The 24,179-nt window shown below is 67.8% G+C and carries 25 protein-coding genes and 1 pseudogene; 3 read left to right on the top strand and 23 right to left on the bottom strand.

Annotated elements, in window-relative coordinates; genetic code table 11:
* Window positions 1–61 precede the first annotated feature (61 nt).
* From ftsA to IFT71_RS06565, 18 genes are all read right to left on the bottom strand, one after another.
* Window positions 62–1,324 (bottom strand): cell division protein FtsA, encoded by a 1,263-nt coding sequence (gene ftsA / locus IFT71_RS06650; protein ID WP_031393123.1) that lies wholly within the window; start codon window positions 1,322–1,324, stop codon window positions 62–64.
* A 1-nt stretch (window position 1,325) separates the two neighbouring features.
* Window positions 1,326–2,273 (bottom strand): cell division protein FtsQ/DivIB, encoded by a 948-nt coding sequence (locus tag IFT71_RS06645; RefSeq protein WP_192139809.1) that lies wholly within the window; start codon window positions 2,271–2,273, stop codon window positions 1,326–1,328.
* On the bottom strand, window positions 2,270–3,223 hold the full coding sequence (locus IFT71_RS06640) for a D-alanine--D-alanine ligase (protein ID WP_159511654.1): 954 nt from the start codon (window positions 3,221–3,223) through the stop codon (window positions 2,270–2,272). Before IFT71_RS06640 ends, IFT71_RS06645 begins: the two co-directional genes overlap by 4 nt.
* Window positions 3,220–4,215, bottom strand: a complete 996-nt coding sequence (gene murB / locus IFT71_RS06635; RefSeq protein WP_107932272.1) for a UDP-N-acetylmuramate dehydrogenase — start codon at window positions 4,213–4,215, stop codon at window positions 3,220–3,222. The genes IFT71_RS06640 and murB overlap by 4 nt, the downstream gene beginning before the upstream one ends.
* Entirely contained in the window at window positions 4,158–5,588 is a 1,431-nt protein-coding gene (gene murC, locus IFT71_RS06630; RefSeq protein WP_037528407.1) for a UDP-N-acetylmuramate--L-alanine ligase, read from the bottom strand. Before murC ends, murB begins: the two co-directional genes overlap by 58 nt.
* Entirely contained in the window at window positions 5,585–6,742 is a 1,158-nt protein-coding gene (gene murG / locus IFT71_RS06625) for an undecaprenyldiphospho-muramoylpentapeptide beta-N-acetylglucosaminyltransferase (protein WP_031395403.1), read from the bottom strand. The genes murC and murG overlap by 4 nt, the downstream gene beginning before the upstream one ends.
* A complete protein-coding gene (locus IFT71_RS06620) occupies window positions 6,739–7,971 on the bottom strand; it encodes an FtsW/RodA/SpoVE family cell cycle protein (protein ID WP_244654829.1) in 1,233 nt (410 codons plus the stop codon). Before IFT71_RS06620 ends, murG begins: the two co-directional genes overlap by 4 nt.
* Before the next feature lie 5 nt (window positions 7,972–7,976).
* Window positions 7,977–9,290 (bottom strand): UDP-N-acetylmuramoyl-L-alanine--D-glutamate ligase, encoded by a 1,314-nt coding sequence (gene murD, locus IFT71_RS06615; protein ID WP_192139807.1) that lies wholly within the window; start codon window positions 9,288–9,290, stop codon window positions 7,977–7,979.
* Window positions 9,287–10,357 (bottom strand): phospho-N-acetylmuramoyl-pentapeptide-transferase, encoded by a 1,071-nt coding sequence (mraY, locus tag IFT71_RS06610; RefSeq protein WP_031395401.1) that lies wholly within the window; start codon window positions 10,355–10,357, stop codon window positions 9,287–9,289. The genes murD and mraY overlap by 4 nt, the downstream gene beginning before the upstream one ends.
* Complete coding sequence (locus IFT71_RS06605; RefSeq protein WP_192139805.1) at window positions 10,358–11,740, bottom strand: UDP-N-acetylmuramoyl-tripeptide--D-alanyl-D-alanine ligase; 1,383 nt, start codon at window positions 11,738–11,740, stop codon at window positions 10,358–10,360.
* Window positions 11,737–13,203: a UDP-N-acetylmuramoyl-L-alanyl-D-glutamate--2,6-diaminopimelate ligase gene (locus IFT71_RS06600; protein WP_192139803.1), complete on the bottom strand. Its 1,467-nt coding sequence runs from the start codon at window positions 13,201–13,203 to the stop codon at window positions 11,737–11,739. The genes IFT71_RS06605 and IFT71_RS06600 overlap by 4 nt, the downstream gene beginning before the upstream one ends.
* 24 nt (window positions 13,204–13,227) lie before the next feature.
* On the bottom strand, window positions 13,228–14,967 hold the full coding sequence (locus IFT71_RS06595; RefSeq protein ID WP_192139801.1) for a peptidoglycan D,D-transpeptidase FtsI family protein: 1,740 nt from the start codon (window positions 14,965–14,967) through the stop codon (window positions 13,228–13,230).
* Window positions 14,964–15,596, bottom strand: coding sequence for a hypothetical protein (locus tag IFT71_RS06590; RefSeq protein WP_056405388.1), 633 nt, complete (start codon window positions 15,594–15,596; stop codon window positions 14,964–14,966). The genes IFT71_RS06595 and IFT71_RS06590 overlap by 4 nt, the downstream gene beginning before the upstream one ends.
* A complete protein-coding gene (rsmH, locus tag IFT71_RS06585) occupies window positions 15,593–16,549 on the bottom strand; it encodes a 16S rRNA (cytosine(1402)-N(4))-methyltransferase RsmH (protein ID WP_342212609.1) in 957 nt (318 codons plus the stop codon). The genes IFT71_RS06590 and rsmH overlap by 4 nt, the downstream gene beginning before the upstream one ends.
* Complete coding sequence (locus IFT71_RS06580; RefSeq protein WP_320481608.1) at window positions 16,546–16,956, bottom strand: MraZ C-terminal domain-containing protein; 411 nt, start codon at window positions 16,954–16,956, stop codon at window positions 16,546–16,548. The genes rsmH and IFT71_RS06580 overlap by 4 nt, the downstream gene beginning before the upstream one ends.
* Window positions 16,957–17,369: 413 nt before the next feature.
* Complete coding sequence (locus IFT71_RS06575; RefSeq protein WP_342212608.1) at window positions 17,370–17,726, bottom strand: hypothetical protein; 357 nt, start codon at window positions 17,724–17,726, stop codon at window positions 17,370–17,372.
* A complete protein-coding gene (locus IFT71_RS06570; protein ID WP_107932811.1) occupies window positions 17,723–18,703 on the bottom strand; it encodes a cysteine synthase A in 981 nt (326 codons plus the stop codon). Before IFT71_RS06570 ends, IFT71_RS06575 begins: the two co-directional genes overlap by 4 nt.
* A 100-nt stretch (window positions 18,704–18,803) precedes the next feature.
* Window positions 18,804–18,974 carry a hypothetical protein gene (locus IFT71_RS06565; RefSeq protein ID WP_192139799.1) on the bottom strand — a complete coding sequence of 57 codons (171 nt, stop codon included), beginning with the start codon at window positions 18,972–18,974 and terminating at the stop codon, window positions 18,804–18,806.
* A 233-nt stretch (window positions 18,975–19,207) separates the two neighbouring features.
* On the opposite strand from IFT71_RS06565, the gene IFT71_RS06560 reads away from it, so the two are divergent.
* The 3 genes from IFT71_RS06560 to aat all read left to right on the top strand — a co-directional run bounded on the left by IFT71_RS06560 (window position 19,208) and on the right by aat (window position 21,183).
* Complete coding sequence (locus IFT71_RS06560; RefSeq protein ID WP_192139797.1) at window positions 19,208–19,594, top strand: hypothetical protein; 387 nt, start codon at window positions 19,208–19,210, stop codon at window positions 19,592–19,594.
* Window positions 19,595–19,712: 118 nt separating this feature from the next.
* Window positions 19,713–20,438 carry a ParA family protein gene (locus IFT71_RS06555; RefSeq protein ID WP_192139795.1) on the top strand — a complete coding sequence of 242 codons (726 nt, stop codon included), beginning with the start codon at window positions 19,713–19,715 and terminating at the stop codon, window positions 20,436–20,438.
* Between the two features lie 10 nt (window positions 20,439–20,448).
* Complete coding sequence (gene aat, locus IFT71_RS06550) at window positions 20,449–21,183, top strand: leucyl/phenylalanyl-tRNA--protein transferase (protein WP_056405386.1); 735 nt, start codon at window positions 20,449–20,451, stop codon at window positions 21,181–21,183.
* Window positions 21,184–21,218: 35 nt separating this feature from the next.
* On the opposite strand, the pseudogene IFT71_RS21985 reads toward aat, so the two are convergent.
* The 5 genes and pseudogenes from IFT71_RS21985 to IFT71_RS06525 all read right to left on the bottom strand — a co-directional run.
* Window positions 21,219–21,389, bottom strand: a pseudogene (locus IFT71_RS21985) (DUF2155 domain-containing protein); the annotation flags it as partial.
* Window positions 21,390–21,652: 263 nt separating this feature from the next.
* Entirely contained in the window at window positions 21,653–22,042 is a 390-nt protein-coding gene (locus IFT71_RS06540; RefSeq protein WP_031395586.1) for an NADH:ubiquinone oxidoreductase subunit NDUFA12, read from the bottom strand.
* A 92-nt stretch (window positions 22,043–22,134) separates the two neighbouring features.
* A complete protein-coding gene (locus tag IFT71_RS06535; RefSeq protein WP_192139793.1) occupies window positions 22,135–22,680 on the bottom strand; it encodes a DUF192 domain-containing protein in 546 nt (181 codons plus the stop codon).
* A 29-nt stretch (window positions 22,681–22,709) separates the two neighbouring features.
* Window positions 22,710–23,378, bottom strand: a complete 669-nt coding sequence (locus IFT71_RS06530) for a cold shock domain-containing protein (protein ID WP_192139791.1) — start codon at window positions 23,376–23,378, stop codon at window positions 22,710–22,712.
* A gap of 64 nt (window positions 23,379–23,442) precedes the next feature.
* Window positions 23,443–24,174 (bottom strand): regulatory protein RecX, encoded by a 732-nt coding sequence (locus IFT71_RS06525; protein WP_342212607.1) that lies wholly within the window; start codon window positions 24,172–24,174, stop codon window positions 23,443–23,445.
* Window positions 24,175–24,179 lie beyond the last annotated feature (5 nt).

Raw genomic sequence — 24,179 nt, 5'->3', positions numbered from 1 at the left:
CCTGTGTGCACCAACGCTACCGGCTGTTCCAGCCGAAATAGCGTCAGCCGTTTCGAAACTCTCAATAATTCGCGCGTGCCGCCTGAATCAACTTGCGGACCATGCCGATTCCCTTCGGCCGGTGAACGATCGTCCGCTGCGGTGCAATACCGCGCAGGTCGATCGGATCGGTCGCCGCATAGAAGGCCAACCCCGCTAGCGTCGCAAATGCCGGTCCGCCATGCGCCTCGGGCAGAGCGGTCAATCCGCGCGGTCGGCCGATCCGGACCGACCGCCCCAGCGCCTGTTGCGCGTAATCGGCGATGCCCTTCAGTTCCGCGCCGCCGCCGGTCAGCACGACCTGGCGCCCCACCGGCCCCTCGAATTTGAGCGTGCTCAGCGCATTGCGCACCTCGCCCATCTGATGTTCGAGCCGCTGGCGGATGACGCTGATCAGCTGCGCCTTGGTGATCTGCGCGCCCTCGCCCGCACCATCCTCGGCCGAAATCGGCATGACCGGGATCATGTCGTGATTGTCGCGCGGGGAGGCATTGGCCGAACCGTGGAAGCACTTCATCCGCTCGGCATTCTGCCGCCGCGTCCCGAACGCACTGGCGATGTCGTCGGTGATGTCCTGCGCACCGATCGGGATCGAGGTCAGTCCGACGAGCATGCCGCCCGCGAACAGCGAGACATTGGTGATCCCCGCCCCCATCTCGACCAGCGCCACGCCCAGCTCACGCTCCTCGTCGCTGAGGCACGCGAGCCCCGTCGCGACCGGCGACGCGATGATCGACTTCACCTCGAGATGCGCCGAACGCACGCACAGATCGAGATTGCGGACCGGCGATCCGTCTGCGGCCACGACATGGATATGCACGCCAAGCCGGTCGGCATGCAGCCCGAGCGGCGTCTTCACGCCCGTCAGCCCGTCGAGCGTGTAGAGCGCAGGCTGCGCGTGCAGCACCATTCGCCCCTGCGGATCGATCGAGTTGCGCCCGGCGGCGAGCAACGCATCGATATCCTGCTGCTCGACGCGGTGGCCGCCCAGTTCGAACTCGACCTCGGCGACGTCGGACACCAGCCCGCCGGCCGAGAAGCCGACCCAGACATTCTCGATATTGATCCCGGCGATCCGCTCGGCCTGCTCGACCGCTTCGCGTACCGCGGCCTCGGTCGTCGCCATGTCGGCGATATAGCCGCGCTTGACGCCGCGGCTCTCGCGCTGGCCGGTGCCCAGCACGATCAACTCGCCGCCGTCCCCCTTTTGCGCGATCATCGCCGAAACCTTCGACGACCCGATATCGAGCGCCGTGATCAGCCCTTCCGGTGCCACCTTCGCCATGTCATCCCTCCCCGCCCGTTACGTTCGCGTCCGCCGTCTGCGACGGTATAGTCGTCTGTGGCTCGCTGGATACCGGCGCGGGCACGTCGACGTTGTGCGCCAGGCTCGCACCCGGCTTGCGCGCGACCAGCTTGGTCGGGTCGCGCATGTCGAAGCGGATCCAGCCACGGCCGAGCAGCGGCCGTGCGCCATCGAGCTCGGCAAACTTCACCAGCGCCCGCGGCGCCCCGTCCTCGGGCAATGCTAGCGTCTCGCCGCTCTCGAAGGTCAGGTCCCAGCGCCGGTTGCCGACCCAGGTCGCCGCCTTCACGCGCGGCTTGAGCGCGGGGGCGGCGGCGAGCAGCGCCTGGTAGGACGCTTCCTGCCGGTCCGCGCCGGGCCCAATCACCAGCGGCAGGTTCGGGATCGCATCGGGCTGCACCGGTTCGAGCAGCACGCCCGACGCATCGATCAGCGTCAGATTGCCATTGTCCTGCCACACCGCCGCGGGCGTCCGCTCGACGATGTCGACCAGCAACGTGTCGGGCAGCCGCCGCGACACATGCGCGTCCGCGATCCAGCCATAGCGCAGCAATTTCTGGCGCACCGCCTCGAGATCGACGAGCGGCATCGCGCGGCTCTGCTGATCGAGCGCGACCGCATAGACCGACATGCGGTCCATCCGCTTCAGGCCGGTGACCTCGATCTGGTCGACCTTGAACCCCGCGCGCCCGGCGCCTTCGGCCATCGCGCCGCCGATCATGCCGGGGATGCCGATCCAGGTCGCCGCCGCGATCACCACCGCGCCGCCCGCGCCGAGGATCGACCAGGTCGCGATCTTCTTCAGCGTCTCCTCGCTGACCGGGAGCATCCCGACCAGCCGGTCGAGCACGGACACCTTCTTGACCGCGACCTTGCGCCGCGGGGCGGGCCGCTTGGGTGGCGGGCCGCGCTTGATTGTCCGGCTCATGGCGCCCCGCCCGGCGCCAGCGGGTGATCCGACAGCGCCTCGTCGACGATCGCCTGGACGAGCTCGGCATAGCTCATGCCGATGTGCCGCGCCTGTTCAGGCACGAGGCTGAGCGGGGTCATGCCCGGCTGCGTGTTGACCTCGAGCAGGAACAGCCCGTCGACGCCGCGCTCGTCGTCCCAGCGGAAGTCGGAGCGCGATGCGCCGTTGCAGCCGAGCAGCCGGTGCGCCTCGAGCGCGAGGCTCTTGCACGCGTCGGCGATCTCGTCGGGAATGTCCGCCGGGCAGACATGCTCGGTCATCCCGTCGGTATATTTCGCGTCGTAATCATACCAGCCGCTCTTGGGCTTGAGTTCGGTGACGCCGAGCGCGCGACCGCCGAGCACCGCGGTCGTCAGCTCACGCCCGCGGATATACGGCTCGGCGAGCAGCTCGTCGAAGTCGATCCATGGCCCGACCGCGTCGCGCGCGATCGGATTGCCGTAATTGCCGCTGTCGGTGACGATCGCCACGCCGACCGACGACCCCTCGTTGACGGGCTTGAGCACATAGGGGCGTGCCATCGGATCCCCCTCGAACAGGTCGACCGAGCGGACGATCCGCCCACCCGGCATCGGCACACCCGCCGGGACGAGCAGCAGCTTGGTCAGCACCTTGTCAATCGCGATCACCGAGGTCGCAAGACCCGAATGCGTGTAGCGGAGCCCCATCAGGTCGAGCAGCCCCTGCACCGAGCCATCTTCGCCGGGCGTCCCGTGCAGCGCGTTGAACACGAGATCGGGCCTGGCTTCCGCGAGCCGGGCGGCGACGTCGCGTCCCATGTCGATCCGCGTGACGCGGTGACCGAGCGATTCGAGCGCATCGGCGCAGCCATTGCCCGACAGCAGCGAGACCTCACGCTCCGCCGACCAGCCGCCCATCAGCACGGCGATGTGAAGAGCGCCGCTCATTTCGCCACCCCGACCCGCTGGATTTCCCATTCCAACGTCACTCCAGAATGCGCCTTCACCTTGGTCCGTACCTCTTCGCCCAGCGCCTCGATCTCCGCGCTCGACGCGGACCCGAGGTTCAGCAGGAAATTGCAATGCTTCTCGCTGACCTGCGCGTCGCCGCGCGTCAGCCCTCGGCACCCGGCCGCGTCGATCAGCGCCCAGGCCTTGTGCCCCTCGGGATTCTTGAACGTCGATCCGCCGGTGCGCGACCGCAACGGCTGCGACGCCTCGCGCTCCGCGGCGATCCGGTCCATCTCAGCCCCGATGACAGCCGGTTCGCCGGGCGTGCCCGAAAACACCGCCTCGACCACGACCGCGCCCGCGGGCAGGTCCGAATGCCGGTACACATAACCGAACCGCGCCGCGGGCCATGTCTCGACCGCGCCGTCGCGCGTGACGACGGTCGCCTCGATCAGGATATCGCTGACGTCGCGCCCATAGGCACCCGCGTTCATCCGCACCGCGCCGCCCACCGTCCCCGGGATCCCGCGCAGAAACTCAAGCCCGGCGATCCCCGCATCGCGTGCCGCGCTGGCGACGGTAATCCCCATAGCCCCCGCCCCTGCGCGAACGCGACCGTCCTCAACCGACACCTTCGCCATTGCCTTGGGCAGCCGCACCACGACCCCCGGCACACCCCCGTCGCGGACGATCAGGTTGGAACCGACGCCCACCGGCAGGACCGGCGTCGACGGATCGAGGGTCTTCAACAACCCGGCCAGATCCTCGACATCTGCCGGCCGCACAAGCCATTCGGCAGGCCCGCCGGTACGAAACCAGATGAAGTCCGCAAGTGACCCACCGGCCTCGACGCTCCCCCTGATGGTCTCCCGCGAAGGCGGGAACCCAGTCTGGGTCGCCGCATTCGCGGGGACGCAAGGTGTCGCAGCGTTCACGCCGGCACCTTCGAACGCTCGACCGCGATCGCATCGGCCAGCCCGGCCGCCCATTTCGTGATGTCGCCCGCGCCGAGGCAGACGACCATGTCATCCGCCTCGATCGTCGCCGCCAGCTCGGCCGCCAGTGCATTCGCATCCGCGACCACGCCCGCAAACCGGTGGCCGCGCCGCTTCAGCCCCTCGACCAGAGCCGCCGCGTCGACGCCCTCGACCGGCGTCTCGCCCGCCGCATAGACCGGCGTCACCAGCACCCGGTCCGCGTCGTTGAACGCGGTCTGGAAATCCTCCATCAGATTGCCGAGCCGTGAATAGCGATGCGGCTGCACGACCGCGATCACCCGCCCCTTCGCCCCCTCGCGCGCGGCGGCCAGCACCGCGCGGATCTCGACCGGATGATGTCCGTAATCGTCGATGATCGCGACACCGCCACCCTCGACCGGAACCTCGCCCACCTTGGTAAAGCGCCGCTTCACGCCGCCGAACTTGGCAAAGCCCTGCTGGATCGTCGCATCCTCGATCCCCAGCTCGAGCGCGACGCCGATCGCGGCCAGCGCGTTCTGGACGTTGTGCCGCCCGGGCATCGGCATCTCGATTCCCGCAATCGTCCGCGTCGCGCCGTCGCGCGTCCGCACCACGCAGTCGAAGCGGTTGCCGCCCGGGATCGGCGTCACCTCGACCCCGCGGACGTCCGCCTGCGCCGAGAAGCCATAGGTCACGATCCGCCGGTCGCGCACGCGCGGCAGGATCCCCTGCACCTCGGGATGATCAAGGCACAGCAACGCCGCGCCGTAAAAGGGCACGTTCTCGACGAACTCGACGAACGCATCCTTTACCGCGTCGAACGATCCGTAATGATCGAGATGCTCGGGATCGATGTTGGTGACGACCGCGATCGTCCCGTCGAGCCGCAGGAAGCTGCCGTCGCTCTCGTCCGCCTCGACCACCATCCAGTCGCTCGCACCCAGTCGCGCGTTCGAGCCGTAGCTGTTGATGATCCCACCATTGATGACGGTCGGATCCACGCCGCCGGCATCGAGCAACGCCGCCACCATCGACGTCGTCGTCGTCTTGCCGTGCGTGCCGGCAACCGCGACGGTCGACTTCAGCCGCATCAGTTCGGCGAGCATCTCCGCACGCCGTACCACGGGCACGCGCGCATTGAGCGCCGCCTCGACCTCGGGGTTCGACCGAACGATTGCGGTCGAGACGACCACGACTGCCGCGTCACCAATATTCTCCGCGGCATGGCCGATCGCGACCGGAATGCCCTTGTCGCGCAGGCCCTGCACGACATAGCCCTCGGCCACGTCAGAGCCCTGCACGCGGTAGCCGAGATTCTTCATCACCTCGGCGATGCCCGACATGCCGATCCCGCCGATGCCGACGAAATGGATCGTGCCGATATCGGTCGCTACACCCTTCATGCAAATTGTACCTTTGGCTTGGATGGGCGCCCGACCGGCAGTCGCGACACCGGCGCATCGAGGCTTTCGACCAGATCGGCCAGATCGCTTGCCGCATTGGGCCTGCCGCAGCTGCGCGCGCGTCCCGCGGCGTTCTGCAGCGCGGCGGGGTCGAGCCCGAGCTTCTGCATCTGCTTGGCGAGTTCGACCGCGGTGAAGTCGCCCTGCCGGATCGTCCGTGCGCCGCCGGCGCGGGTGATCTCGCGGGCGTTGACCGTCTGGTGATCGTCGGTCGCGCCCGGCAGCGGCACCAGGATCGCCGGCCGCCCCGCCGCGGTCAGCTCCGCGATCGTCGATGCGCCCGCGCGCGCGATCACCAGATGCGCCCAGGCGAGCTGTTCGGGCATGTCGGGCAGATAGGTGGCGAGCTCGGCCGGGATGTGATGCTCGGCATATTGCGCGCGCACCGCGTCGATATCCTCGATCCGCGCCTGATGCGTGACCTGCAGACGGCGCCGGAACGTCACCGGCAGCATCGCCAGCCCATCCGGGACGACCTGAGACAGGATGCTTGCGCCCTGGCTGCCACCGGTCACGAGCACGCGGAAGATGCCATCCTCCTCGAGCAGCGGATAGGGCCTGGCGCGTAGCGCGAGTACCGCCTCGCGCACCGGATTGCCGACGAGATGCGTCTTGGCGAGGAGCCCGGACGCGAGCCGTTCGGTCGGTTCGGACGAGGTTGCGATCGCGTCGACGCGGCGCGCCACGAGCCGGTTCACCCGCCCCAGCACCGCGTTCTGCTCGTGCACCGCGGTTGGGATCCGATTCGCGAACGCCGCCAGTAGCGCGGGCAGCGCGGGATAGCCGCCAAAGCCGATCACCGCCGCCGGCTTGAACGTGCGATAGAGTTCGCGCGCCATCATCCGCCCCCGCCACATCGATCGCGTCGCCTTGGCCCAGCCCAGCGGTCCGCCGGTGAAGCGCCCGGCGGGAAGGACATGCGTCTGGATTCCCTCGAACAATCCAGGGAAGCGCACGCCGCGCTCGTCGCTGACCAGCGCGACGCGGTGGCCACGCCTCGTCAGCTCAGCGGCAAGCGCCGCCGCCGGCACCATGTGACCGCCGGTCCCGCCTGCCGCGAGCACGAAATGCCGGGGACGTTGATTCACAGTCATTCACCACTCCAGCGGACGACATAGGGGCTCCGCGTGAGAAACGGATTGCGCCGGGTAAACGCCAGCAGCAACCCCATGCCGACCGACAAGGCGATCATCGACGACCCGCCATAGCTGATGAACGGCAGCGTCATGCCTTTGGACGGTGCGAGCCCGGTGTTCACCGCCATGCTGACCAGTGCCTGTGCGCCGAACTGCGTCGCCAGCCCCGCCGAGGCCAGCAGCTTGAATTCATCCTGTTCGTCCAGCAGCTTGACGAACACGCGCACGACGATCGCAAGGAAGATCACTGCGATCACCGAACAGGCGATCAGCCCGAATTCCTCGCCGATCACCGAGAAGATGTAATCGGTATGCGCCTCGGGCAGCCCGAACTTGGCGATGCCGCCGCCGGGCCCCGTGCCGGTCCAGCCGCCCGCGGTCAGCGTGTTGTGGGCCGCATTGGTCTGGAAATGATCCGATGCGCCCTCGCCTTCGATTCCCGGGAACAGGAACGCGTCGATCCGCGACCGCGCCGTGCCGTAGAACATATAGGCGGCCACCAGCCCGACCGGCACGCAGCCGACCAGCCCCGCCATCACGCGCATCGGCGTTCCCGCGATCATCAACAACGCCATCCACACGGTGCAGTAGATGATCGTCTGGCCGAAATCGGGCTGCAGCATCAGCATCACCGCGATCGTGCCGGTCAGCCCGCCCGTGATCAGCACGGTCGGCAGTTCGGGATCCTTCGCGCGCAGCGACAGGAGCCAGGCGACGGTAACGATGAAGACCGGCTTCAGAAACTCGGACGGCTGGAATTGGGCAAAGCCATAGCCGATCCAGCGGCGCGCACCGTTGACCTCGGATCCGACGAATGGCGTCACCGCCAGGATCAGCAGCAGCACCGCCGCCGCGGTCAGCGCCATGCGCCGCGCCATCGCGACGGGCATCATCGACACCCCGAACAGCACCGGCATCGAGACGCCGACCCACATCAGCTGACGCCAGAAATAATAGAGCGGCGTCAGTTTGTGATGCTCGCCCGAATAGCGCACCGCGGTCGCGGGCGACGCCGCGGCCACCGCGATCAGCCCGATCGCGATCAGGAACAACGTCAGCAACAGCAGCATCCGGTCGATATCCCAGAACCACGTGCCGAGCGGCGACTGATCGCCACGCCCGCCGCGCCGCTTCATCTTCGCGACGATCCCGGTCTTCTGCCCTGCGCTTATCATCGGTGTCCGCATATCGCTCATGCCAGCGACTCGACCGCCGCGCGGAAGGCCGCGCCGCGCGCTTCGTAATCGGCGAACTGGTCGAAGCTCGCACAGGCGGGGGACAGCAGGATCGTGTCGCCGGGCCGGGCATTGGCCGCCGCGCTGCGGACGGCCGCGTCGAGCGTGCCGACATCGTCGACCGGCATCGACCCGGCCAGGATCTCGGCGAACCGCGGCCCGGCCTCGCCGATCGTATAGGCGTGAACGACATGGCCGAAGCCGGGCCTGCACGCATCGAGGTCATCCCCCTTGGCGCGCCCGCCGACGATCCAATGGACCCGCTCGAACGCGGCCAGCGCGGGCGCTGCGCTCTCCGGATTGGTCGCCTTGCTGTCGTCGACATAGGCGACGCCGTCATAGGAGGCGATCTGCTGCATGCGGTGCGGCAGGCCGGTAAAGCTGACCAGCCCGCGATCGATATCGACCTCGCTCACACCGAGCGCGCGCGCGACCCCCACGGCGGCACGCGCGTTCAGCGCGTTGTGCGGCCCCTGGAGCGACGGCCAGCCGGCCTGGTCGCCGATGTCGATATGGTCGATGAACTCGACCGGAAGGTCAGCGGGCGCATCACCCAGAAGACGATGCTCCGCCTCTGCGCCGTGGTCGACGATCGCGAGATGCGGCGCCGTCTGCATCGCGAACAGCCGTGCCTTCGACGCCGCATAGCCGGCAAAGCCGTCATAGCGATCGAGATGGTCGGGGGTAATGTTGAGCAGCACCGCGACGTCGCAGTCGAGCGTCTGAGTCAGGTCGATCTGATAGCTCGACAGTTCGAGCACATAGACGCCGCCCTCGGGCAACGGATCCTGCCCCAGAATCGGCAGCCCGATATTGCCCCCCATCAGCGTCGGCACGCCCGCGGTCCGCAGGATATGATGCACGAGCGCGGTCGTGGTCGACTTGCCGTTCGTGCCCGTGATCCCGACGACCTTGTGCGACGGCAGGTCGCCCCGCGCCTGTGCGAACAGTTCGATGTCGCCGATGACAGGAACGCCCGCCGCATGCGCGGCAGCGGCAAGCGGATGCGTGTTGAGCGGCACCCCCGGCGAAACGACGAGCGCGTCGAACGCCGCTAGGTCGTCCAACGGATCAAACTGGAGATCCACGTCATCGAGGGTGACCGACAGGTCTTGAATGCTCTCGGCGAGAGCCTCGCGCTTCGTTTCGTCGGAGTCCCACGCGACCACGCTCGCGCCGCCCGCCACCAGCGCCTGCACCGTCGCCGCACCCGACCGCGCCAGCCCCAGCACCGCAAAGCGTTTTCCGCGCCAGGCCTCAGCGACGATCACCGCAGCTTCAACGTCGACAGGCCGACCAGCGCCAGGACCAGTGCGATGATCCAGAAGCGGATCACGACGGTCGGCTCGCTCCAGCCGAGCTGTTCGAAATGATGGTGGATCGGCGCCATCCGGAACACCCGCTTGCCGGTCCGCTTGTAGAAAAACACCTGGATGATCACGCTCATCGCCTCGGCGACGAACAGCCCGCCGATGATCCCGAGCACGATCTCGTGATGCGCGACGACGGCGATGGTGCCGAGCGCGCCACCGAGCGCGAGGCTGCCGGTGTCGCCCATGAACACCGCCGCGGGCGGCGCGTTGAACCACAGGAACGCCAGACCGCCGCCGACGACCGCGCCGCAGAAAATGGCGAGTTCGCCTGCGCCGGGAACGTGCGGGATGCCGAGATAGTCGGCGAACTTCACATTGCCCGCGAGATAGACGATCACCATGAACGCGACGCTCGCGATGATCACCGGCATCGTCGCCAGCCCGTCGAGCCCGTCGGTCAGGTTCACGGCGTTGCCGAACGAGACGATGGTGAAGGCGGCGAAGACGGGGAAGAACCAGCCGAGATCGATATACATGCGCGACGTGAACGGCAGGTAGAGATGCGGCCCGTTCTGCGACATGATGATCGTCGCGGCGATCCCGGCGATCGCGAATTCGAGCAACAGCCGCGTGCGGCCCGAAATGCCCGCGGTGCTCGCCTTCCGCACCTTGTCGTAATCATCCATGAACCCGATCGTGCCGAACCCCAGTGTCACGAACAGACACGACCAGACATAGGGGTTGCTCAGGTCCATCCAGAGCAGGATCGCCAGCGTCATGCTGGTCAGGATCATCAGCCCGCCCATCGTCGGCGTGCCGCGCTTGGCGAGATGCGTCTGCGGGCCGTCGGCGCGGATCGGCTGCCCCTTGCCCTGACGCACGCGCAGCCAGCCGATGAAGCGCGGCCCGATGATCAGGCCGATGATCAGCGCAGTCGCGACCGCCCCGCCCGTCCGCGTCGACTGATAGCGGAGCAGGTTCAATATCCCCGGGAAACCCAGATGTGCGGCGATCCAGTACAGCATTTACGTCTTCCCGCCCCCGAGACTCGTCACGACCCGCGCGAGCCCTACACCGTTCGATCCCTTGATGAGAACCGCATCGCCCGGCGCCAGGATCGTCCGTAACGACGTCAGCGCGGCCGCAGCGTCGCCCACATGGACGGTTTCGACTTTACCCTCAAGCGCTTGCGCAAGCGGCGCCATCGCTTCACCGACCAGCAGCGCCATTTCGACGTTTGCCGCGAGGATCGGCTCGGCGAGCCCGGCATGATAGTCGGCCGAGCCATCGCCCAGCTCGCGCATCTCGCCGAGCACGGCGATGTGCCGCCCCAGCTCCTTGGCCAGCACGGCCAGCGTCGCACGCATCGACGCGGGGTTTGCATTATAGCTTTCGTCGATCACGAGCGCCTGCCCGTCCGCCAGCGTCGTCATGAACCGCGCACCGCGTCCCTGCAGCCCGCCGAGTTCGGCGAGCGCCAGTCCCGCCAGCCCGAGATCCGCGCCCGCCGCCTCGACGCACGCGATCACCGCCAGCGCGTTCGAAACCCAGTGCATTCCCGGCTGCGCCATCGTGAAGCTCAGCTCGTGGCCGTCCTGCTGGACCGTCACGAACGTCGCGCCGGTCGCCAGCCGGACCGTCTCGATCGCGCGGACATCGGCACCCTTCGCGATTCCGAAGGTCACGATCCGCGCCGCATGCGGCGTCGCCGCCGCGGTCAGCCGGTCGCGATGCGGGCTGTCGAAGGGGATGATCGCGACGCCGTCCGGCTCGAGCCCGGCGAAGATCTCGCCCTTGGCATCGGCGATCGCGCTTTCGTCGCGGAAGAATTCGGTATGCGCCGGCGCGATCGCGGTCACCACGGCGATATGCGGACGGACGATCTGCGTCAGCGCGGCCAGCTCACCCGCATGGTTCATCCCCATCTCGAACACGCCGAAACGCGCGTCGCGCGGCATCCGCGCGAGGCTCAGCGGGACGCCGGTATGGTTGTTGTAGCTCTTGACCGAACGATGCACCGCCCCCGGTGCGCCGCGATCGAGCGCCGCGAACAGCGCTTCCTTCGCGCTTGTCTTGCCGACCGATCCGGTGACGCCGATGATCGTCGCGCCGCTGCGCACCCGGCTTGCGCGCCCGAGCATCTGCAACGCGGTGAAGCTGTCGGCGACCAGCACATGCGGATGCGCGCAGGGTTCGGAGACGATCGCCCCCGCGGCGCCCTGCGCGAACGCCTGGTCGAGATACAGATGGCCGTCGCTCGCCTCGCCCTTCATCGCGACGAACAGGTCGCCCGGACCGACCTCGCGCGAATCGAATGCCACGCCCGTCACGGCAAACTCGGCCGATGCCACCCCGCCGGTCGCGGCAGCGATCTCGGCAGACGTCCACAGGGGCACCGCATTGTTCATGCCGCACACTCGCGTGCGACGCCGACATCGTCGAACGGCAACACCATGTCGCCGACGATCTGGCCCTGTTCGTGGCCCTTGCCCGCGATCAGCACGATGTCGTCGCTGCCCGCCTCGTCGATCGCCGCCTGGATCGCCGCGCGCCGGTCGCCGATCTCGATCGCGCCGGGCGCGCCCTTCAGCACGTCGCGGCGGATCGCGGCGGGATCCTCGGTGCGCGGATTGTCGTCGGTGACGATCACGCGGTCGGCGTAATGCATCGCGACCTGCCCCATCGTCTCGCGCTTGCCGGTATCGCGGTCGCCGCCCGCGCCGAACACGACGATCAGCCGGCCGCCCGCATGCGGCTTGAGCGCGGCGATCGCCGCCTCCAGCGCGTCGGGGGTATGCGCATAATCAACATAGACCGGCGCACCCGAGCGCGCGATAACCGCACGCTCGAGCCGCCCGCGTACGGGCTGCAATCGCGCCAGATTGGCGATGGTCGTCGCGATATCGCCCCCGGTCGCGATCACCAGCCCGGCCGACACCAGCGCGTTCGCTGCCTGATATCCGCCGATCAGCGGCAGCGTCACGCGGTAGGTCTGGCCCCCCGCCTCAATCGTCAGCCCCTGCCCCAGCAATGTCGGATCGCGATCGACCAGTCGCAGCGTATCGCCGCGCGTGCCGACGGTCACGAGCCGATTGCCCCGCTCCCGCGCGAGGTCGATGACGCGCGCCGCCTGCGGATCATCGGCCCACACCACCGCCGCCCCATCCGGGCCGAGTACTTCAGAAAACAGGCGGATCTTGGCGGTGAAATAGGCCGCCATGTCGCCGTGATAATCGAGATGATCACGGCTGAGATTGGTGAAGGCGGCCGCCGATACGGGCAGTCCCTCGGTGCGATACTGGGTCAGCCCGTGGCTCGACGCCTCGAAGGCGAGATGCGTCACGCCTTCGCGCTCGAGCCCGGCGACGTTCGACAGGAAGGTGACGACGTCTGGCGTCGTGAGGCCCGTGGTGACGCGTTCGTCGGCGGTCGTGACGCCCAGCGTCCCGATCGACGCGGCGTGATGGCCGGCCATCCGCCACAATTGGCGGGTCATCTCGACACAGCTCGTCTTGCCGTTGGTGCCCGTGATCGCGACCGTTGTCGCAGGAAAGGGAGCGAAGAACGTCGCCGCGAGCTGCGCGAACCGTTCGCGCGGGGTCTCGTCGGCGATGTACGCTGCACCCTCGACCGCGAGGCCCGGCCGCGCGACGATGCCGATCGCCCCTGCGCGGATCGCGTCGGCGATATAATCCTCGCCATTGACGCGCGCGCCCTCGAATGCCCCGAAGATCGTCCCCGGTGCGACCTTGCGATGGTCGATCGCGAAGCCCGTGACGTTGCCGTCATACGCCTCGCGCGTTGCAGATCCGTGCACTGATGCCCCGCCATCGCTGACGGGGCCCTTACCGATCAGCGTTGCCAGTTTCATGCACCGATCCTCATGTATCGCCCCTCATTCCGCACCGGACGTCGGCTTTGCGCCAAAGGCCGGCGTGCCCGGCGCATGCCACAACAGCGGCAACAAGTCGCTTTCGTCAATGTCGCGGTTCGCGTCCGGAATGACGCCGAGCATCGATCCGGTCCGGCTGATCACGCGCGATACCACCGGCGCCGCGGTCCAGGCCGCGGTGGTGAAGCCATAGGATTCCTTGTTACCCTTGGCGGAATCAAGGGTAACCACAACGACGTAGCGCGGCGCGTCCATCGGAAACGCGGCGGCAAAGGTCGAGACGTTGGTGTGCTTGTTATAGCCACCCGCCTGCGCGATCTCGGCCGTACCGGTCTTGCCGCCAACGCGGTAGCCGGGCGCCTCGCCCTTGCGGCCCGTGCCATATTGCACGACCAGGCGCAGCAGCTGCCGCATCCGCGCGCTCGTCGTCGTGCTGATCACGCGTCGCCCGGCGGGGATATGCGCCGGATCGATCTTCAGCAGCGTCGTCGGTCGCCAGATCCCGCCATTCACCAACGTCGCATAGGCGTTGGCGAGGTGCAGCGGGGTCACCGCGATCCCGTGGCCATAGGCCGACGTCATCAATGTGGTGCGCGCCCAGAAGGTCGGCCAGATCGGCCGGCCCTTCTCGCGCAGTTCGATATCGGGCTTGGTGTCGAAGCCGAGCTTGCGGAACATGTTCTGCATTCCGGCCGCACCGATCTGGTCGGCGATCCGCGCGGTCGCAATGTTCGACGAATAGATCAGCGTCTCGGGGATGTTCAGCCAGCGCTTTTCTTCATCGCCCGGATCGTCGTGGATCGTGTAGCCGCCGACGCGCAGCGGGACGGTCGCGTCGAAGCGCCGCGCCATCGAGGTGACGGTGCCCGAATCGATCGCCGCCGCCATCGCGATCGGCTTGAACACCGACCCCAGCTCGTACACGCTCTGCGTAGCCATGTTGCGCAGTTGCTCGGTGCCCGCCATGCCGACCCGGTTGGGGTTGAAGACCGGCATCGACGTCATCGCGATCACTTCGCCGGTGTCGACGTCGAGGACGATGCCCGCCGCGCTCTTGGCCTGGAACGACGCGACCGCACGCGCGAGTTCGCTTTCCATCGCCGCCTGGACGCGCGTGTCGATCGACAGCGCGACCGGCGCGCCGTTCAGCGCGGGGTTGGTCAGCCGCTCGTCGAGGACGCGCTCCATCCCCGACATGCCGTGGCCGTCGGTCGACAGGAACCCCAGCGCATGCGCCGCCATGGTCGATTGCGGATACAGGCGCTGCGTCTCGCGCGCGAACACGATCGCGGGTTCGCCGATCGCGTTGACCTGCTCGACCAGCGCAGGCGACGCGCGGCGTTGCAGGTAGCTGAAATTCACATCCTTGGTCAGCAGACCGTAGAAGAAGGCCTGGTTGCCGCGATCGGGCATCAGCGCCGCCAGCCGCGCGGCGATCTCGGTCGGATCGCCGATCATTTTCTTGGGATGAACCGCGATCGTCCATGCGTCGATCGTCCTGGCCAGCGGCGCGCCGTTACGGTCGACGATATCGCCGCGCGCCGCGATCGCCGCGGCGCGTGCACCGGGATCGCTCAGCGACGACTGGATCGCGAGCACGCCGAGCCGGCCGATCACGACCAGCACCGCGGCCCCGAACAGGAACATCAACATCATCAGGCGCGTGTGCGCGGTCGCGACCAGCGCGTGGCGCTGCGTTGCGGTACGCCGCTCGGAAACCGGCCGGGCGACGAGGGTGGTCAACGCAGACGCCCTGCCTCGGCCCGCGCGCCGCTCAGGATCGAACCCAGCGTGTTGTCGGACAGCAGCTTGCGGTCGAGCATTGCGACTGCCTGCGGACGGACCTTGGCAACCGCGGCGAGGCGCTCGGGGGCGGCCGCGCGGACGATCGCCGTGTCGGTGGCACGGGCGGTCTGGACGGTGGCGCGGACGGTGACGGGCTTGAGCGGCGCTGCGGCAGCGACGGCCTGCACGGCGACGTCGACCGCCTGCGGTGCCGCGGCGGCGGCAGCAACCGGCAGCGACGGCACGAGCAGCTGCGCGGTCTGGACGGCGGCGCCCGCGGGCCCGCCGATCTGATTCACGTCGAGGCTGGCGAGGGCCGACTCGCTTGCGACGAACTGCCCGGCGGTCGGCGCGGACAGCGCCAGCGTATCGCCGTTCCAGCGCTCGAGCTGCGCGAGGTTCGCACGCGTGTCGAATTCGGTCTCAAGCGCGCGGATATCGCGCTCGGCCGACCGGATCTGGCCGTTGACGGTCTCAAGCTTCTTGCGCTCGGCGGCCACCTGCAGCGAAACGAGGTAAAAGCCGAGCACGACGGCAACGCAGCCACCGAACCAGCCCACACCCTTCAACCGATACGCCGCCGTCATGTCGTCACCTCTTCCGTCCAAGGTTGCGCGGAGGTCCGCCGCGCCGTTCGTAAAGTCGCAGAGCGCGCGCGCGGATTGCGCGCCAGCTCGTCCTCGCCGGCGCGCACGGGGCGGCCGACATCGGTAAAACTCGGTTCTACCACGGTTTTTGCCTGTGGAAGATGACGGGAACCTGAAGGCGCACTGCCCGACCGCGTGCGCAGGAACCGCTTCACCATGCGATCCTCCAGACTGTGGAAGGTCACGATGGCGAGCCGTCCGCCGGGCTTGAGCGCACGCTCCGCCGCCAGCAGGCCATCGGCGAGCTCGCCGAGTTCGCGGTTGATATGGATTCGGATCGCCTGGAACGCGCGCGTCGCGGGGTCCTTCTTGTCGTGCGCCTTATACCCCAGCGCGCGACGGACGACATGCGCGAGCTCGCCGGTACGCGTCATCGGTCGTGCGGCAACGATCGCCCGCGCGACGCGACGCGACTTGGGCTCGTCGCCAAAATGATAGAGGACGTCGGCGATCTCGTCCTCATCGGCCTCGTTGACGAAATCGGCGGCGGTCATGCCCGCCTGCGCCATCCGCATGTCGAGCGGTCCGTCCGACTGAAACGAAAAGCCGCGCTCGGCCTGGTCGAGCTGCATCGACGAAACGCCGATGTCGAGCGTGATGCCGTCGACGGGCAACGCGTCGCGTACCTCGAGTTCGGCGACCATCGCGGAAAAGTCGGCGGCAACCAGCGTCAGCCGCTCCTCGCCATCGGCCCAGTCCTGACCCGCCGCGATCGCGTCGGGGTCACGGTCGAAGGCGATGACGCAGGCGCCACGCGACAGCAGCGCCCGCGTATAGCCGCCCGCGCCGAACGTCCCGTCGACGATCGTCTCGCCGGGCGCGGGGGCCAGCGCGGCGATCACCTCGTCGAGCAGGACCGGAATGTGCGGGGCGGCGGGGATCGTGTCGCTCACAGCGAAATCCCCTTTTCGGCCATGTAGAAGCGCGCCATTTCCTTGACGACGGGGGGCATGTCGTCGGTCGCGACCAGCGCCGCCGGGTCCCAGATCTCGATATAGTCTAGGACGCCGTAGAAGAACGCGTGGCCCTTGATCCCGGCATAGAAGCGCGGGAAGGCGGGCATGATGAAGCGCCCCGAGCCATCGAACGGCACGGCCTCGCCCGACGCCGCGCGACGCTTGATGTTGTAATCATATTCGCCGTCTTCACGGGTATTCTCGGCCTCGCGACGGTCGAGCTTTTCGGCGAGCAGCGCGACATAACCCGGATCATAGGCGACCAGGCAGCGATTCTTCTGGTGTGCGCCGATGATGATGGTTCCGCCGTCCTTGCCGTTCGCCTTGGGGGCATTTGCCGACAAGATCGTCCGAAGGGCGGAAGGGATGGCTACCCGGCCCTTGTCGTCGACAAGGCCGATGCCATCTCCTTGATATCGCCCTCGATCCGACACGCCAATATCCCGCGAATGGCGCGCACGTCTTCCCGCCTCGAACCGCAGCCTTCGCCGCGGCCCGGCCGCGCAATCGCGAACGGTGAACGTGCCCCTGTGTTAATCTCCGTCTATCACAGCGGAACGGGGACGCAACGGGATATTTGGGGATTTCCGGGAATCAAGCGCTGTATTGCCCTTGATCCGGGACCATGTGCCCTGCCGGGACGACGCGGCGCGCACATTGATCCACAGCAAGGTCGAGTCGCGCCTGGCATGCGGACGCGCTGCACGTCAGCGTGATCCCGTGATTTCCCCGGCGCGGCAGCGACGGAAAGCTCGGATCAGTTCGGAGTAGCGGGTGCCTGTGCGTTGACGCTGGGTGCGAGGCCCATTTCCGCGAGTGGCTCGTCAGAGCCATCGGCGGCGGCGGTCGTATTCAACACGGCCATGTTCGCGACAACATCGGCCTGCGCCGAGCCGGCGGCGACCACGGGTCGTTCGCGCGTCGCCGACCCGATGATCGCGCTGGCGAGCCCGATGAAGATCACCACTGCGGCGAGCCCGATCATGCCGACCTTGATCCGCTGCATGGTTTGCGAAGGTGCGCGTTGCGTCTGCATCTTGTCGCGCGCATCTACCCGATCATCGCGCACTTGTCGAATTTCACCATCCCGCGGCGCGCCGCCGCCCTCGCTCACACCAGGCCCTTGGCCGCGCGCCATTCAGGATTGTACAGCGTCGAGAGGTAGCGGAACCCCGTATCGCACAGGATCGTCGCGATCCGCTTGCCCGGTCCGAGCTGCCGCGCCAGCGCGACCGCGCCCGCGACGTTGATCCCGGACGACAGGCCGAGGCACAGCCCCTCCTCGTCGAGCAACTGCCGGGTCCAGGCATAGCCTTCCGCGTCCGAGATCCGGAACTGCGTATCGATCGGCGCGCCATCGAGATTGGCGGTGATCCGCCCCTGCCCGATGCCTTCCGCAACCGAGGACCCTTCGGACTTCAGCTCGCCATGCGCGTAATAGTTATACAGCGCAGCGCCATGCGGATCGGTCAGCGCGATGCAGATCGCCTCGTCCTTCGCCTTCAGACCCAGGCCGACACCGGCGATCGTCCCGCCCGTCCCCGCCGCGCAGGTGAAGCCGTCGATCCGCTCGTCCATCTGCCGCCAGAGCTCCTCGGCGGTCCCGATAATATGCGCGTGGCGATTGGCGGTGTTGTCGAACTGGTTCGCCCAGATCGCGCCGGGCGTCTCCTCGGCGATGCGCCGCGACGTGTGCACGAAATGACACGGGTTGGAAAAGGCGGCGGCGGGCACCAGCACGAGTTCGGCACCCAGCGCGCGCAACGTGTCCATCTTCTCGCGGCTCTGCGTCTCGGGCATCACGATGATCGTCTTGTAGCCCTTGGCGTTGGCGACCAGTGCCAGGCCGATCCCGGTATTGCCCGCGGTCCCCTCGACGATCGTCCCGCCCGGCTGGAGCAGGCCGCGCGCCTCGGCGTCCTCGACGATGAACAGCGCAGCGCGATCCTTGATCGACGCGCCCGGATTGGTGAATTCGCACTTGCCGAAGATATCGCACCCCGTCGCGTCGCTCGGCCCCTTCAGTCGCACCAGCGGCGTATTCCCGATCAGGGCAAGCGTATCGGGGGCGGTCAGCGTATCGGATCTCATCTGCATCGCCTGTAGATGGCGCCACTGCCGGTCCGCCACAAGCGCGCTAAAACTATCCACCGGACAAGCCGGCGCACCAAGCCCCGTCAGGCCGCCCCGCTCACGCCGCGTCGCGCCTCACCGTTTCGATGCGGGCCTGAACGCAATCCAGCGCGTCGGACAATTTGGCGCCGAGCAGCAATTCGCCCCCCTCGTCGGCCAGGCAGAGCGCCTGGGTGATGAGCGTCGATATCGCCGACAGGCGCTCGGCGACAGGAATTTGGCCCGGCATGCAACGTCCTCTTACAACGGTTCCGTGAAATATAGTGGCAGATGCGTGACATCGGACGACCCCGGTGCCTTTATTCCCGCGTCGCCACTGCCCGAATGTGGTGGCGCAACACTGCCGGGCGCCATCGCCAATGCGACGAACCGGCGCATCCCGGGGATGACCCGTCCCGCCACGGGCGCATCGCGGCCGCTACGGCTTGACGCGATTTGCTGCATGCGCGAAGCCCCGACGATATGAAGAAGACGCTCCCCCTCACCGCCGTCGCCGCGCTGCTTGCGCTGGCTGCCTGCAACTCCAAACCGGCTGCACCCGAGGTGGTCGACACCAATCCCGATCCGATGGCGAACCAGCTCGCCAATGCGGCGCCGGTCGAGCTGCCGCCGTCGATCAAGTCGGAGCAGACGATGCGCTGCAAGGACAACAGCCTGGCCTATGTGACCTTCTTCCAGGGGGGCAAGCAGGCCGTGGTTCGTCTCAAGGAAGGCGGTCCGGCCACGACGCTCAAGGCGCCTGCCGAGGGTGAGCCACTGGTCGCCGACGGCGGCTGGTCGATGACGGGCACCGAGAAGTCGATCGAGCTGACCCAGCCGGGCAAGCCCGGCCAGACCTGCCACACCTGATCCTTCAGCCGGCCACGGCCGGATGATCCCGCGCCCCGGACGACCGCCAGCGTCGCCCGGGGCGTAGTTTTGCCGCGATGCCTTGCCATCGGCGGCGCGCACCGGCACGCTGGCCGGCATGGCAACCATCGCGATATACAGCCTGAAGGGCGGCGTCGGTAAGACGACGCTGGCGGTCAATCTCGCCTGGTGTTCGGCAACCCGGTCGGCACGCCGCACGATTCTCTGGGACCTCGACCCGCAGGCCGCGAGCAGTTTCCTGCTGCACGGTACCGCCGGGCGGGATCAGGCCCAGGCGATGTTCTCCCGCGATATCAGCGTCGCCAAACGGGCTCAGCCGACGCCGGTCGCGAAGCTCGACTTGATCACCGCCGACGCCTCGCTCCGCGGTCTCGACCAGCTGTTTCACACGCTCGACAAGAAAAAGAGGCTCGGCAAGCTGATCGGGGCGCTGACCGATTATGATCGCGTCCTGCTCGACTGCCCGCCGGGACTTACCGAAACCGCCGATCAGGTGATGCGCGCCGCCGATCTGATCGTCGTCCCCGTCATCCCCTCGCCGCTGTCGCAACGTGCCTATGAGGAGGTGATCCGCCATCTCGGCGGCAAGGTGCCCGTGCTGCCCGTCCATGCGATGGTCGATCGCCGGCGGCGGCTGCATGCCGACGCGCTGGTCGCCAACCCCGACTGGCCGGTCATTCCGATGAGCAGCGTGATCGAGGCGATGACCGTACAACGCGCGGCGGTCGGGGCCTTTGCGCCGCGCTCGACCGCCGCGGCGGCGTTCGATCAGCTGTGGCGGACGATCGAACACCGGCTGGCGGCGGGGTCGGCAGCGGGCTAAGGCGCGACCGATGGACATTCTCGATCCGCGCCTCGTGCTTGGCGGCTATGCGGCCGGCGTCTTCCCGATGGCCGACAGCCGCGACGCGATCGACGTCTACTGGGTCGAGCCGCGCCAGCGCGCCGTCCTGCCGCTCGACGGGTTCCGGCTCTCGCGCTCGCTGCGCAAGACCATCGTCGCGGACCGCTTCCGCGTCACCGTCGACACTGCGTTCGGCCAGATCCTCGCGCTCTGTGCCGAAAGCGTCGAGGGCCGGCCCGAGACGTGGATCAATGCGGGGATCGAGCGGGTCTTCCACACGCTGCATCTGATGGGCTTTGCGCATTCGGTCGAATGCTGGGACGGCGACCGGCTGGTCGGCGGGCTATACGGGCTGGCGCTCGGGCGGGCCTTTTTTGGCGAAAGCATGGTCAGCCGCGCGACCGACGCGTCGAAGGTCGCGCTGGCGCATCTCGTCGCGCGGCTGAAGGCCGGCGGCTTCGATCTGCTTGATTGCCAGTTCCAGACCTCGCATCTCGAATCGCTCGGCGCGATCGAGATCGAGCGTGCCGATTATATCGCGTTGCTCGCCGCGGCGCTCGATGGGGTGGTCGGCTCGACCGGCTCGTCCGGTGCGGCTGCATCATTGGTCGCCACCGGGGATTTCTTCGCACTCGACCGCGCTGCCGCGGGTGCGCCGGACGATGCCGTATCCGGCCCGGTCGCGGGGAAGGTCATCGCGCAGCTTTTGGTCCAGACGTCGTAGATCGGATGCTGCACCGCGTTCAGCGCGGGGCGCTCCTTGTACAACCAGCCCGAAAATGTCCGCCGCCATTTCTTGTCGACGCCGCGGACGATCACCTGGACAAAGGCCCCCGTCAGCTGTTCGGGCTCCCAGGGGGCGGTCTGTTCGCAGGCGCGCAGGCGGAGGACGACGTCGCCCATCCGGGTTGCCTGTCCTGGCTTCAGCATGACGTCGCGCGTCACGCCGTTCCGCTTGTTGAGCAGGCCGATCACCGCAACGCGCTCTGCCATCGGCGTCCCGCCATTGGCGAGCGCCGCGCCGCCCGTGTCGATCGTCTCGACCGACCCGTCACCGGCCTGATCGCCGCCCGGCAGATCCTGCTGGACCACGACGGTCGTATCGGCCTTGCGGTTCGTCCAGACGCGATAGCCGAACCAGCCACCGAGCGCGAGAACCACGACCAGGATCGCCGCAGCGATCCGGCGCTGCATCACTCAGGCACCCACGCTTCGTAATCGCCGGTCGCCGCGGCGCGCTGGCCACCCTTTTCCATCGCGCCCGTCGGGCGATAGGCGAGTGCAGTACCCGTCAGGTTGGGCAGCGCCGGCTTTTGCCAGGGGCGGACCGGCGGCAGGGCACGATCGGGCACGTCAGCGACCTGATGGTGCAGCCAGCTGAACCAGGCGGGCGGTACCCGGCTGGCGTCGGTCGCACCCTGATAGATCACCCAGCGGCGCGGATTACCCGCGGTATCCTTGCCGCCTTCATAATAGACGTTGCCGAGCGCGTCCTCGCCCATCCGCGTCTTGCCACGGAGCCCGAATTTGGTGCCGAGCGTGGCGCCGTTCCACCAGGTGAAGGTCGATGCGAGAAATCCCATAGCCGCCGCTTAGCGGGTGGACGCCGCGCCATCAACCTCGAACGCAGTGTGAGCGCCATGGCAAGACGGCGCTGTGTCGTGGATATGGCGGTTCAGCCCGACGCGCCCGGCCATTCGACGCGGTCACCCTCGGCGATGCCGAGTTCCCCGGCACGCCCGCCCATGATCTCGAGCACCGCGCCGACGGGTTCGCCCGACGGGATCTGCGCTTCGGAGAAGGGTATCGTGTTCTCGGCGATCCGCGCGATCGTCCGGTCGGCGCGGATATAGATGATGTCGAGCGGGCTCGGCGTGTTCTTCATCCAGAAACTCGCCTCGCGCGGCCCGCTGCCGTCGGTCGGATAGGGCCAGAACAGCATGCCCCGATTCGGCTTGAGGTCGGTCCGGTACATCAGCCCACGGGCCTGTTCCGCCTCTGTCTTGGCGCTCTCGACGGTGAACACATGCGCGCCGTTCGCGCTGTGGATCGTCACGGCCAGCGTCGCGGCAGCCTGACCCGGTGCAGCACCGGTGCCCGTGCCGGTCGCAGTGCCCGCGACGGTAGCGTCTGGGGCGGCGGCGTCGCCCCCCCGGGCGTCGCCGTTCGAACACGCGCAGAGGCCGAGCGCCAGAAGCGCGGCGAAGACGGTCTTGCTCATTACATATATCCCCGGTTGCGGCGGGCCGGTTACCACGCCGGCGCGGATCGCTCCACCGTAACGGCCAGCGGCCCCTTGCGACCGGTCACGATTCGGGCCTGCAACGGCTGATCCGGCTCGACGACGTCAATCCCCGCCCGCCGCAGCGTTTCCATATGGATGAACACGTCACTGTCGTCGCTTGCCCGTACCAGGAAGCCATAGCCCTTGAGCCGGTTGAACCACTTGACGACGACGGGTTCGAACGGGCCTGCGGCATCGATCAGCGCGACCGGATCGATCCGGTCTACCGGCGCCGCCGTGCCAGGTCGTACCGCCGTCTCCTCGACCGCGCCGCTCAGATCGATCGACAGGACCTCGCGCGCCTGGAAGCCCCGCCCGCGCTGCACCGCGACCACGTCGACCCGCGCGCCCTCTGGCAGGCTGCGCCGGCCATGCGGCTGGAGCACCGAGAAATGGATCAGGATATCGCCGATTGCCGTATCGTCAGCGACCGCGAAGCCGAAACCGCGCGTCACATCGAACCATTTGATGACCCCGCCGAGGACGGACGGCTCCGCGATAGCCTGTGCAGCCGCTTGTACAGCGGGCTGATCGACGCCTTGATCGATGTCCGGCACTGCGCGCGGTCCAGCAGCCGCCACCGCGTCCGGTACCGTGGCCGGCCTGTCCCCGTCATATTGCGCTTCACTACGCATCGTTACGCACCCCTGCACCTTGCTAGCACGCTTCGTCGCAGCCGCAACAACCTGCAATGCGTCTTCACTCAAAATCTGTCGTGTCGATTGTTTCAGACGGGGACGCGGCAAGAATTTTGCGTGCCAGATCGAAACCGTGGCCGGCGCGCACCATCGCGCTGAGCTGCTTTTGCCGCAGCGCACGATTCTCGGCCCCGCCCCCGTCGCTATCGTCCGACCTCGCAAATGGACCCAGCCGCTTGCGCTTCGCATAGGCCAGCGCCGCATCGACGTCGCGCGCCGCGATTTCAGGCGCGAGCGCATCGGCATCGGCCTCGTCAATCCCCGCCTCGCGAAACGCTCCCGCGACGCGCCGCGCACCCAGGCCGCGGCGCTGCATCGCTGCCGCCCGCGCCTCGGCAAAGCCGCGATCGTCGATATAGCCGAGATCCGCCAGTTTTTGCGCCAGCCCTTCGGGATCGGCGGGCGGCACCGCCGGGCCGGTTTCGGGCGCCTCGACCCAGCCGCGCTCACGTACCTTGCGCCGTAGATAATCGCTCAGGCGGCCACGCGTGGTCGCGAATCGCTCGACATAGCGCAGCGCCAACCCCTCAAGTCCCGCGGCATCCAGCGGTTTTGGCGGGCGTTTCTCCTGTCTTTCTCGGCGGCGATCCTGGGTCACGCCATCATTGTGCCACACTGGGATAGGATTTTGAACGTCACGACCGTGCATGGCTGGCCTTTGCACGGTCTCAAGCGGCGGATGTCCCCGGACAGGCCGCGACGTGGAAGACAGGACGCACATGACGATCGACACCTTTC

The sequence above is a fragment of the Sphingomonas sp. CFBP 13733 genome, from assembly GCF_014841795.1.
GTDB lineage: Bacteria > Pseudomonadota > Alphaproteobacteria > Sphingomonadales > Sphingomonadaceae > Sphingomonas > Sphingomonas aerolata.
The sequence above is the reverse complement of the archived record's forward strand: the minus strand, read 5'-3'. Positions and strand labels throughout refer to the sequence as shown.

Excerpts from the sequence above, each read along its gene's own strand:
- ftsA (WP_031393123.1), bottom strand. The coding sequence starts at position 1,324 with ATGGCGAAGGTGGCACCGGAAGGGCTGATCACGGCGCTCGATATCGGG.
- IFT71_RS06645 (WP_192139809.1), bottom strand. The coding sequence starts at position 2,273 with ATGAGCCGGACAATCAAGCGCGGCCCGCCACCCAAGCGGCCCGCCCCG.
- IFT71_RS06640 (WP_159511654.1), bottom strand. The coding sequence starts at position 3,223 with ATGAGCGGCGCTCTTCACATCGCCGTGCTGATGGGCGGCTGGTCGGCG.
- murB (WP_107932272.1), bottom strand. The coding sequence starts at position 4,215 with ATGGGCGGCCGGGCTGGCCGATGCGATCGCGGTCGAGCGTTCGAAGGT.
- murC (WP_037528407.1), bottom strand. The coding sequence starts at position 5,588 with ATGAAGGGTGTAGCGACCGATATCGGCACGATCCATTTCGTCGGCATC.
- murG (WP_031395403.1), bottom strand. The coding sequence starts at position 6,742 with ATGACTGTGAATCAACGTCCCCGGCATTTCGTGCTCGCGGCAGGCGGG.
- IFT71_RS06620 (WP_244654829.1), bottom strand. The coding sequence starts at position 7,971 with ATGCGGACACCGATGATAAGCGCAGGGCAGAAGACCGGGATCGTCGCG.
- mraY (WP_031395401.1), bottom strand. The coding sequence starts at position 10,357 with ATGCTGTACTGGATCGCCGCACATCTGGGTTTCCCGGGGATATTGAAC.
- IFT71_RS06605 (WP_192139805.1), bottom strand. The coding sequence starts at position 11,740 with ATGAACAATGCGGTGCCCCTGTGGACGTCTGCCGAGATCGCTGCCGCG.
- IFT71_RS06600 (WP_192139803.1), bottom strand. The coding sequence starts at position 13,203 with ATGAAACTGGCAACGCTGATCGGTAAGGGCCCCGTCAGCGATGGCGGG.
- IFT71_RS06590 (WP_056405388.1), bottom strand. The coding sequence starts at position 15,596 with ATGACGGCGGCGTATCGGTTGAAGGGTGTGGGCTGGTTCGGTGGCTGC.
- IFT71_RS06570 (WP_107932811.1), bottom strand. The coding sequence starts at position 18,703 with ATGAGATCCGATACGCTGACCGCCCCCGATACGCTTGCCCTGATCGGG.
- IFT71_RS06565 (WP_192139799.1), bottom strand. The coding sequence starts at position 18,974 with ATGCCGGGCCAAATTCCTGTCGCCGAGCGCCTGTCGGCGATATCGACG.
- IFT71_RS06560 (WP_192139797.1), top strand. The coding sequence starts at position 19,208 with ATGAAGAAGACGCTCCCCCTCACCGCCGTCGCCGCGCTGCTTGCGCTG.
- IFT71_RS06555 (WP_192139795.1), top strand. The coding sequence starts at position 19,713 with ATGGCAACCATCGCGATATACAGCCTGAAGGGCGGCGTCGGTAAGACG.
- aat (WP_056405386.1), top strand. The coding sequence starts at position 20,449 with ATGGACATTCTCGATCCGCGCCTCGTGCTTGGCGGCTATGCGGCCGGC.
- IFT71_RS06540 (WP_031395586.1), bottom strand. The coding sequence starts at position 22,042 with ATGGGATTTCTCGCATCGACCTTCACCTGGTGGAACGGCGCCACGCTC.
- IFT71_RS06535 (WP_192139793.1), bottom strand. The coding sequence starts at position 22,680 with ATGAGCAAGACCGTCTTCGCCGCGCTTCTGGCGCTCGGCCTCTGCGCG.
- IFT71_RS06530 (WP_192139791.1), bottom strand. The coding sequence starts at position 23,378 with ATGCGTAGTGAAGCGCAATATGACGGGGACAGGCCGGCCACGGTACCG.